This is a genomic window from Vreelandella arcis (genome assembly GCF_900103865.1).
Classification (GTDB): domain Bacteria; phylum Pseudomonadota; class Gammaproteobacteria; order Pseudomonadales; family Halomonadaceae; genus Vreelandella; species Vreelandella arcis.
In genome coordinates this window covers 82,819-92,668 of record NZ_FNII01000014.1, presented here as the reverse complement: position 1 = coordinate 92,668, position 9,850 = coordinate 82,819, and the positions used below count along the sequence as shown (strand labels likewise).

The window sequence follows — 9,850 nt, the reverse complement described above, 5'->3', positions numbered from 1 at the left end:
CCGGCTATCAAGTGGCTTGATGACGTTGAAGTAGGCCGGTACCGGCAATCCCGCGGTTCAACACCCCCATTCGGCTTCCTGATGAATGAGGCGGGTTAACGGTGTGGAGATATCCGGCAAAAACGAGAACCTGAAGGTTGAAATACATAACCACATTCATTTGCCTGACTCAAAAAGCGAGTGACTTAACAAGGCCAAGCACGGCGACGCCTACTACATTGCGGCTTCGCCTCCATTTCGCAGGCGCGCATGTTGGCCGGCGTTATGCACGTCAATTAAGGTCTAAGCAGGCCAACATTAAGGAGATAGATCAATGAGTGAAGGTAAAGCAAACGCATATAGTCATTACGGTATGCTTCATTTAAACGAAGGTGCCACGGCGGCTGCAGTGGATATCATCACGAGCGCATGTGGTGCTGGCGACGATACACACAAAGCAGGCATTCTTGCTTGGGCCATTGAAGAAGATAACCTTAAGAAACTAAGAGACAAAATCAAGGAATCCGCAAGTGGCGATTGATCAGAATGCATAACAAGGCCAGGCACGCGACGTCTACTGCATTGCGGCTTCGCCTCCATTCCGTAGCCGCGCATGCTGGCTGGCGTTAGCTTTTAGGGGGGATGTGTGGCCATATTCGGTGTGATCGTCACCATAATCTACGTCGCGACTATTTTATTTTTAAGGTGGAGTAGTCTTCCGCTTCTTGAAACGATGCCTTTAAATGAGTTCGGCGATTTCTTCGCCGGAGTATTCGGGCCTTTGATGCTTTTCTGGCTGATTCTTGGATATATTCAACAGCAAAATGAATTGCGGCAAAACACCAAGGCACTCGAGCTACAGGCAGATGAGTTGAAAAGGTCTGTAGAGCAACACAAAGAACTTGTTAAAGCGACCCGAGAACAAGTGGACGCTGATTTAAAGGCTTTAGAGATTGAAGAGATAAGGGCTAGGAGAGAGGCGCATCCTAACTTTTCGATTACTTCGGCAGGATGGCGCTCAAAATCGGGCCCGAAGGTTTCATTTGAAATAGGGTTAATCAACTCAGGGAAGCCAGCATCCAGTGTTAGCTTTAGTACGGTGCCAGAGATTGATCAAATAAATCCAAAAAGCATCGTACATTACTTCAATGAAGGCCAAACCCATACTTTAAAGTGGGATACAGAGAAAAGTGGTGATGCGCCTTCGCAGTTGAAGCTAATCGTTAGCTGTAAGGATGCAAACACGAATTCCTATAACAAAATGTTCGACTTGGTATTAGATGAAAATGACAAATATCATGTGGAGAACGTTGCAGAGGTAAGCTAACAAGCGGCAGTACGGCGACCGCTTTTCCGCCGCTTCGCGGCTCCAAACCGGCGCGTGTGCCGGGCGTTAGACATTAGGAGAGTATGGAGAACTTACCAGTAACTGTGTATGTCGCACTCGGAGCTATTGCAGCGGCGTTTATTTCGGGCTTTTGGTCTTTGGTGAATTTGATTATCTCAAAAGATCAAAAGGTCTCTGAATTTCGTCAGTCTTGGATCGACTCGCTCAGGCAGGAAGTCTCTGAATTTTCGGGTTCGCTTCTGAGTCTCAACACTAGCTGGCTTTATTTTTCGGCGACACACGGAGGTGAAGATGTCGGAAATGAATTTGTTAGGCAGAACGTTGAGCGTATCAATAAGATAGAATCACAAAGGACGTCCATATTTCTCCGTTTAAATCCCAATGAGCATACGGAGCTGATTTCACAGCTTGAAGACCTAGAAAGGATGTACACGTCACCTAACAGCCTCCAAAGTGGCTCATTCAACACGGCTCTGGAGCACTTCGTTGAAGAAGTTCAGAAAGAGCTTAAAAAAGAATGGGAGCGAGTTAAATCTGGAGAAAAATCATTTAGATATACTCGAAACTTCCTGCTTGCATCTTTTATATTTGCTGGGTTAGCTGGCATTTACCTTATAAAACAACTATATGCCTAACAAATGCAGGCACGGCGACGCCAACTATATTGCGCCTTAGGCTCCATTCCGCTGGTGCGCATGCTGCAAGTGTTATCGTCAAATTCTACGATCTGGATGCTGTGATGAAAGACGGTAAAGCATACGAAGAGTTTGTCGGGCGAATTCATGAGGCCCTCTTGAATGCTGAAGGCATCACAGCTCAGAAAAACATACAGATCGAGCGAAATAAGAAATTGGTGGACGACTGCGGCGTTGCACGCGAGTTTGACTTGTACTGGGAGTATGAACTGGTTGGCGTAATTTATAAAACAGTCATCGAGTGCAAGGACTACCAGTCGACCGTTAGCGTTGAAAAGATTGATGCTTTGGTAGGTAAGATTAGAGATCTTCCCGATCTCAGAGCTCTATTTGCAACAAAGCGGGGTTACCAATCAGGAGCCATTAAGAAAGCAAAGCAAAATAGGATAGACCTTCTGGTTGTAAGGGAGCAAAACGATTCCGACTGGACGAGCCTGGATGGAACACCCCTTGTTAAGACTGTTTGCATAAATATGCATGTGTGTTCTGCCGCAAGAACAAAGGAGTTTGCCCCAGCCATAGACAGGGAGTGGGTTAGGCAGAATACCAGCATAGATGTATCCCAAGGGCTCAACATGAACGGCCGTACCGATGAAATTATCATCGACGACGTCGCGCGTGCTCAGAAATACTCGCTCTACGAACTAGAAAGTCGTCTTGGCCCTAAGGGTGATTCTGATCATGGAGAATTTGAAGAACAGGCCGAATTTGAGGAAGCATACCTCCTGTATAACGGACTGCGGCTGAAGATGAAGTCTTTCAGGCTCGTGTATGAAATAGGACAGCCTCATGTTCAGCCGATAAAAATTGACCTCTCAAAAGAACTGGTCGGGGTGATTGAATATCTACAGCGAGGCGCCAAGACGTCAATCTTCAAAAGTGGCGTAATAAAGACCGAGAGTGGCGAAGAGAGATAACAAGGCCATGCACGCGACAAGCGCGTGATGGCAAGCGTTAAGCGATAAGGAATCTCGCATGAAGCTTGAGACCCAGGTAACCGGCAACATCGGCATGTATTACGCCTGCTACAAGTTATCATGCATGGGTTGGAACGTTATGCCAACGTCACGAAATGCACGGGGCATCGATATCATCGCTTACAACAAGGATGGCACAGAGTTTATCGGCGTGCAGGTAAAAGCTCTCTCGAAACGAAACCCTGTGCCTCTCGGTAACTCCCTCGACAAAGTGATGGGCGATTACTGGGTTATCGTGAATAACGTAGCAAAAGAACCAAATGTGTTCGTTCTTCTCCCGGATGAAGTCAAGAACCTTGCTCATCGGGGAGAGAAAGATGGCCGGGTTTCATTCTGGCTACAACCAGCATCATACGATCAAGAAAAATTCAAAGAAGCTTGGCACAGAATCGGGTTTGGGCATGAAGGCGCTTAACTAGCGGCGGCAGGCGGATTAAATTTCCGCTCGTTCCTCACTCCAATTTGCCCGCTACGCCGAGCGTTAAATTCCCTTCAACCCACTAACCCTCATAACCTCCCTAGTCACCGCATCATTCAATATCCCGCGCTTGGCTTCGATCAGCGTTAGCCATTCGCGGGCGCGGGTGATGCCGGTGTAGACCAGCTCGCGGGTGAGGATGGGGTTGGGCGTGGGCGGTAGCAGCAGGGCGGTGTGCAGGAACTCCGAGCCCTGGGATTTGTGTACCGTCATCGCGAACACGGTTTCTACCGCGTGCAGGCGGGAAGGCAGCACCCAGTTGATGGGTTTTTCCGGGTCGCTGGTGGGGAAGGCGACGCGCAGTAATGATTTACCCGGAGTGCGCGGGTCCGGTACCGCCAGGGTAATGCCGATATCGCCGTTCATCAGTTTCAGGCCGTAGTCGTTTTGCGTCACCAGCACCGGGCGGCCTTCATACCAGCCTTTTTCCAGTATGTGGTCGCTGCCAAACAGCAGCTTTTCGCTGCGCAACGTTTTGGCGATGCGCAGGTTCAGGCCTTCTACCCCCCAGGGGCCTTTGCGCAGCGCGCTTAGCAGCTGAAAGTGGCTGTAGGCGCTGAGTACCGCGCCGGCCCAGGCGTTATACGCCTTTTTATCTTCCTCAAACGCCAGCCCCTGCGGGCGCTGCGCTTTTAGCGTGTTCAGGTAGTGGCGGTAGCCCGTGGGAGGGGCGATGGGCGAGCCTTCATGGTCGGTGCGGCCTTCGCCTGCGCTTGGAAACGCATCGGGACTGCCGTGAATCACCAGCTTATCCAGCGCGGTGTCTTCTTCGCGGCTTTCGGCGTTACCGCCCAGCACCAGATGGTGCAGATCCGGATAGCCGTGGCGCAGTACGCCATGCACCGCTTGGTGCTTTTCGCGTTCGCTTTGGGTGTGGCTTGGCTGGTTGATGGCCTGGGCCAGTTGGCCGATGCCGCTTTCGGCGTTAAAACGATGGCTGACCCGCAGCATGGTAATCGCCTGGTCGAGCGGCTGGCCGTTGGTGTCCAGGTAGTGCTCCGGCAGCGGCTGGCCGGTGGCGTTTTCCAGCCATTGGGCGGTTTCCGGGGTGTAGTGGGCGGCCTCGGCGCGGCGGCACAGGTCGCCGAGCACGGCACCGGCTTCTACCGATGCCAGCTGGTCTTTATCGCCCAGCAGCACCAGCTGCGCCTGGGCAGGCAGGGCGCTGAGCACGGCGGTCATCATTTCGATATCCACCATCGAGGCTTCGTCGATCACCAGCACGTCCAACGCTAGCGGGTTGGCGGCGTTGTGGCGGAAGTGGCGGGTGTCGGGGCGTGCGCCTAATAGTCGGTGAAGCGTCGTCACCTCGGTGGGGATAGACGCTTGTAGCTGCTCGGTGACGGCGTCATCGCACAACTCGGCCAACGCATCAATGGGCAGCACGCTTACCTGCCCGGCGATGGATTCATTCAGCCGGGCGGCGGCTTTGCCGGTGGGCGCGGCGAGGCGAATGCGCAGCGGTTGCGTGGGCGATTGGGCCAGCTGCAGGGTTTGCAGCAGGGCGAGCAGGCGCACCACGGTGGTGGTTTTGCCGGTGCCGGGGCCGCCGGTTATTACCCCGAAGCGGTTGCGGGCGGCTAGGGCGCAGGCGGTTTTTTGCCAGTCCAGGGTGGTGGTGGGTTGGAAGAGGGTGTTTAGGGCGTTGGGGAGTAGATCGGGATGACTGGCGTCATCCATCGCCCGATGAATCGGGCTCCTACAAGTGCCATTTGGCTCCGTGCCTGAATCTATCGCCGATGTGTCGAACCACCAATGACTCGGGCTCCTACAAGTGCTATTAAGCTCATCGCCATCCTTTGGGGTGAGGCGGTTGGCGATTTCCTGGTGCAGGGTTTGTTCATACTGCCAGTAGCGGCGCAGGTAGAGGCGGGTGGTGTGTTCGCTGTCGCTGCGTACTAGTGGCGTGTTGCCGGGGCCTTGGCTGATTAGCGTGGGGTGGTTAAGTGCGGCTTGCCAGTCGGGCAGCGTCAGCGTGGCCAGCACCTCGCTGGGCAGCGGCGGCGGGTCGGTGAGGTCGTCGCCTTCCGGGGGTAGCGAAAGCGCGAAGTCCGGCGCGTTGAGCGTGGCGTTGATATCCAGGCACACGTGGCCGCGGCCGAGCTGGTGGCTGGCCAGCGCCGCGCCTAGCAACAGCAGCGGCGGGGCGTCCGGGGCTTCCGTGGCTAGAAAGCGCACCAGGGCGCGGTCCAGGTCGCGCAGCCAGCCTCGGGCGACCCAGCGCTCGCATAGCGCCAGTAGCTCGCCGGTATCGCTTAGCGCGAGGTGAGCGTTCACTTGCGCTGGGGCGCTTGGCTGGTCGGCTTCGGGGGCGTCGCCGAACAGGTCGGGCGTGTGGTGGTCGTGTTGTGAACCGCTCATGCGGTGGCCTCCTGTGCCGTACCTGTAAACAGGCCATCCAGTGCTTCGATCAATGCCACGGGGGCGGCTTCGGTATACACGCCGCGCCCTGGGCTGCGGCTGCCGCGCAGGAACACCGTCATCGAGCCGCCCAAGTGCTGGTGCGGGTCGTAGTTGGGCAGGCGCGCCTTGAGCAGCCGGTGCATCGCCAGCAGGTACAGTGCGGCCTGCAGGTCGTAGCGCTTGGCGAGCAGTGCGTGGCGCAGGGCGTCCGGTTCGTAGGCGCTGTCGTCCGGCCCCAGGTAGTTGGATTTCCAGTCGAGCACGTAAAAACGCCCCTGGTGCTCGAAGGCCAGATCAATAAAGCCCTTGAGCATGCCGTTCAGGCTGTCGCTATCCAGCGCGGGTCGCTCGTATCCCGGCAGTAAGTGCTTGCTAACCAGCGCGTCGATGGCCTGGGTATTGACCTGCTTGGCGGCCAGCCAGAACTCTAGCTCGACCTGGTAACTGGCAAGCTCGGTGAGCGCGACGCTTTGTTGAGAGGCGAGCGGCAGCGGCGTGGTGAGCAGCGCGGTCAGCCAGCCGGAAAGCGGCTCCTGCCACTTCTGCCAGCCGCGCAGTTGCACCCGCCGCCAGAGCATATCGTCAAGGCTCTCGGCGTCGCTCGCGGCGGCGTCAAAGCCTTGCCGGCCCGCCCATTCCAGCAGCCCGTGCAGAAAGGTGCCGGGTCCAGGGCCTCTCGGGAATTTATGCAGGTGAAACGCTTCCGGCTGGGTAAGATCCTGGGGTTCGTCCAGCACCTCGAACGCCGTGGCTTCCTGGGCGGTGGTGGGTTCCAGCGGCGTGGTGACCGGGGCGGTCAGCGTGCCGGAAAGGCGCAGCGCCGAGTAGCTGGCAATCCACCAGTGTTCCTTGGCCGGGCGCAGCGGCGTGCGGGCGTGGCCCAGCGCGGCGGTGTCCTTGGGGGGCGTTAGCCGCTGGGCGGTGGGCGCGGGCGGTTCGTCAACGTGGATATCGCTGTCTGCGGCCAGGTCGGTAAGTTTTGCGCTGAGCGTGTCCGGCGACATAGCTTCGCCGCCGTTGATCAGGTGGCCGATGGCGCTGTCTTCCATGCCTTTGAGCGGCGCGAGCCCCAGCCAGGTGGCGTGGCGGGCGCGGGTCAGCGCGACGTAGAGCTTGCGCAGGTCTTCGCCCAGGCGTTCGCGGTCGGCGGTGGCAAGCGTGGCCTCGTCGGCGTCCAGGCTGAGTTGCAGGTGGCCTTCGCCGTCGTGCCAGCGCAGCGGTACGTCGCCGGCTTTCACCGGGCGGTGGTTGGCGATAAACGGCAGAAACACCAGCGGGTATTCGAGCCCCTTGGATTTGTGGATGGTGACCACCTTGACCAGATCGGCGTCGCTTTCCAGGCGCAGTTTGTGGCTGTCGCCGTGGCTGTCCGGGTCGGCGATGGCGTCATACAGAAAGCGAATCAGCGCGTGTTCGCCGTCCAGCTCCTGGCTTGCCTGCTGGAGCAGTTCGCCCAGGTGCAGCAGGTCGGTTAGCAAGCGCTCACCGTCCTCGAACGCCTCTAGCAGGCGGGCGGGGATGTCGAAGTCCACCATCATGCGGCGCACCAGCGGCAGCACGCCCTGGCGCTGCCAAAGCCGGTGGTAGTGGCTGAACTGCTCCACGCGTTCTTCCCAGGCCAGCTCGCTTTGTTGCAGGTGGTCCAGGTCGGCCAGCGTCAGGCCCAGCACCGGGGTGGCCAGGGCCGCGCGCAGGTGGGCTTCGGCCTGGCGGGAGCTCGCCAGCGGCTCGGCACAGGCGCGCAGCCAGCGTTCTACCTGGGGGGCCATGGGCGAGCTGAATACCTTGTCGTGGTCGGAGAGGTAGACGCTTTTGACGCCACGGCTGGCCAGCGCCAGACGAATGGCGCGGGCTTCCTGCAGGCCGTTGACCAGCACCGCCATGTCGGATGGCTTGAGCGGTGTAAGCGCGTCGCCGTCTTGAAAGCCGCTTTCTGCCTGCTGGCCTGCCTCGAGCAGTTCCGTCATGTACGAGGCGCAGCGCTCGGCCATTTCGGTCTGGTAGGCGGTTTTGGACAGCGGCTCGTCGCTTTCAAGCGGCCACAGCGTCATCGCGGGCAGTGGCTGGCCCTGGTGCACCAGCTGTTCGTCGCGGCCTTTGGCGCCCACCGGGTTGAAGGGCAGCGGGTTGTCGTTACCCTCGCGGAACAGGAACGCCCCGGCGGGGTGCTGGTCGGCGTAGCGGAAGCAGTGGTTGACCGCCTCGACCATGGCGCGGCTGGAACGGAAGTTGGTGCCCAGCGTGACGTGGCGACCGGCGGTGTCCTGTCGGGCCTGCAGGTAGGTGAAGATATCCGCGCCGCGAAACGCGTAGATGGCCTGCTTGGGATCGCCGATCAACAGGATGGCGGCATCGCGCCGGGGCCTGGCGACCTCGAACACCGCGTTGAAGATGCGGTACTGGATGGGGTCGGTGTCCTGGAATTCGTCGATCAGCGCCACGGGGAACTGGCGCAGAATCTGCGCGGTCAGTGCTTCGCGGTTGGGGCCTTGCAGGGCGCGGTCCAGGTGGGTGAGCAGGTCGTTGGGGCCCATTTCGGCGCGGCGTTCCTGCTCGCGTTCCAGGCGTACCTTGCACCACTGCACGGCGTGAATCAGCAGGTCGTTGCGCGGTTCGGGCAGGGCGTCGAGCGCGGCGGGCAGTTCGGCCAGCGCTTGCCATACCTCCGGGCAGGGCGGTGCGCCGTCTTTCCATATCTCGGCCATGCCGTCCGGCGTCATGCGCTTCCAGGCGGCGTCGGTGAGCGCCGGGCGGTCGGCGTCGCTTTCGCTCCATTCGCGCAGCGCGCCCAGCCAATTGGTGCGGCTGCGGGCGTTGAAGCTTTGGCCTTTGAAGGCTTTGCGCTTGGCGGCGTCTTCAAGGGCGGGGCCGAGTTCATCCAGCCAGGCGGGCCAGGGGGCTTTGAGTTCGCTTAACGTGGCGCGGCGTTCGGCCTCGGCGGCGCTGAGCGTGTCGGCGGGTTCTGGGCGCTCGCTGCCCAGGGCCTCGCTTTCGGGCAGCAGCCGGGCGACCTGGGCGTGCAGCGCATCGGGGGATTGCCAGTAGCGGGTGATGTTGCCCAGCGCCTCGGCATCCAGTGGGTAGTAGAAGGTGCGCCAGTAGTCGCGGACGACTTCCTGTTCGAGTTCGTGCTGGTCGTTTTCCAGGTCGAGGGAGAACAGGCTGCCGCTGTCAAAGGCGTGTTCGCGCAGCATGCGGTAGCACCAGCTGTGAATGGTGGAGACGGCGGCCTCGTCCATCCATTCGGCGGCCAGTTCCAGGCGGCGGGCGCAGGCGGGCCAGGTGGCCGGGTCGTATTGGTCGCGGAGCTGGAGAAGCAGCGGGTCATCAGCAGACGGCTCGGAAGCAGGCCACTCCGAGGGCGCTGTGAACCCATCCTTGGGCGCTACTTTTTCCATCCCTGGAAAAAGACCCTCTCCGTGACCTGCTTCCTTCGCGACAGGTGCCTTACGAAAAACGCCAGAGGCTTCTACCAGTCGGTTGCGGATACGCTCGCGCAGCTCCTGGGTGGCGGCGTTGGTGAAGGTGACCACGAGGATTTCCGGCGGGGTTAGCGGGCGCACGAAGGCAGTGTCGTCGTCGCTGTGTTGGCCGCCCAGCACCAGGCGTACATAAAGCAGCGCGATGGTGAAGGTTTTGCCGGTGCCCGCGCTTGCCTCTATCAGGCGGCTGCCGTGGAGCGGTAGACGCAATGGATTGAGTGGTGCGGGCTGGCTCATCACTGATCTCCGGTAATCGACGATAGAAACAAAACGCTCGATAGCGGGGTGTGAGGGCAGATTGAAGCGAGGGTTTTTTTCCAGGGATGGAAAAAGTAGCGCCCAGGGATGGGTTCACAGCGCCCTCGCGGAAATCTGTCGTCGACACCCAGGCAGGTATGTATCCAGCACTCCCGAGCTATAGACTATATGAGAACCCCGCCACCTGATAATCTTGTCGCCGAGCCACTCTTGGTGCAATGAGTTTACGC

7 protein-coding genes are annotated in these 9,850 nt (G+C 58.8%); 5 read left to right on the top strand and 2 right to left on the bottom strand.

The features are described from left to right. Positions 1–313: 313 nt before the first annotated feature. The 5 genes from BLR97_RS15745 to BLR97_RS15725 all read left to right on the top strand — a co-directional run bounded on the left by BLR97_RS15745 (position 314) and on the right by BLR97_RS15725 (position 3,414). Positions 314–520 carry a hypothetical protein gene (locus BLR97_RS15745; protein ID WP_089707474.1) on the top strand — a complete coding sequence of 69 codons (207 nt, stop codon included), beginning with the start codon at positions 314–316 and terminating at the stop codon, positions 518–520. 105 nt (positions 521–625) lie between these two features. Continuing rightward, positions 626–1,306, top strand: coding sequence for a hypothetical protein (locus BLR97_RS15740; protein ID WP_089707473.1), 681 nt, complete (start codon positions 626–628; stop codon positions 1,304–1,306). A gap of 83 nt (positions 1,307–1,389) precedes the next feature. Further along, positions 1,390–1,962: a hypothetical protein gene (locus BLR97_RS15735; protein WP_089707472.1), complete on the top strand. Its 573-nt coding sequence runs from the start codon at positions 1,390–1,392 to the stop codon at positions 1,960–1,962. A 104-nt stretch (positions 1,963–2,066) separates the two neighbouring features. After that, positions 2,067–2,939, top strand: a complete 873-nt coding sequence (locus BLR97_RS15730) for a restriction endonuclease (protein WP_211605170.1) — start codon at positions 2,067–2,069, stop codon at positions 2,937–2,939. Between the two features lie 58 nt (positions 2,940–2,997). Beyond that, positions 2,998–3,414, top strand: a complete 417-nt coding sequence (locus BLR97_RS15725; RefSeq protein WP_089707471.1) for a hypothetical protein — start codon at positions 2,998–3,000, stop codon at positions 3,412–3,414. A 66-nt stretch (positions 3,415–3,480) separates the two neighbouring features. Here BLR97_RS15725 and recD read toward each other — a convergent pair whose 3' ends face one another. Both recD and recB read right to left on the bottom strand, forming a co-directional pair. Next, positions 3,481–5,838, bottom strand: coding sequence for an exodeoxyribonuclease V subunit alpha (recD, locus tag BLR97_RS15720; RefSeq protein WP_089707470.1), 2,358 nt, complete (start codon positions 5,836–5,838; stop codon positions 3,481–3,483). Next, entirely contained in the window at positions 5,835–9,599 is a 3,765-nt protein-coding gene (gene recB, locus BLR97_RS15715; RefSeq protein WP_089707469.1) for an exodeoxyribonuclease V subunit beta, read from the bottom strand. Before recB ends, recD begins: the two co-directional genes overlap by 4 nt. Positions 9,600–9,850 lie beyond the last annotated feature (251 nt).

Excerpts from the sequence above, each read along its gene's own strand:
- BLR97_RS15735 (WP_089707472.1), top strand. The coding sequence starts at position 1,390 with ATGGAGAACTTACCAGTAACTGTGTATGTCGCACTCGGAGCTATTGCA.
- recB (WP_089707469.1), bottom strand. The coding sequence starts at position 9,599 with ATGAGCCAGCCCGCACCACTCAATCCATTGCGTCTACCGCTCCACGGC.
- BLR97_RS15725 (WP_089707471.1), top strand. The coding sequence starts at position 2,998 with ATGAAGCTTGAGACCCAGGTAACCGGCAACATCGGCATGTATTACGCC.
- recD (WP_089707470.1), bottom strand. The coding sequence starts at position 5,838 with ATGAGCGGTTCACAACACGACCACCACACGCCCGACCTGTTCGGCGAC.
- BLR97_RS15730 (WP_211605170.1), top strand. The coding sequence starts at position 2,067 with ATGAAAGACGGTAAAGCATACGAAGAGTTTGTCGGGCGAATTCATGAG.
- BLR97_RS15745 (WP_089707474.1), top strand. The coding sequence starts at position 314 with ATGAGTGAAGGTAAAGCAAACGCATATAGTCATTACGGTATGCTTCAT.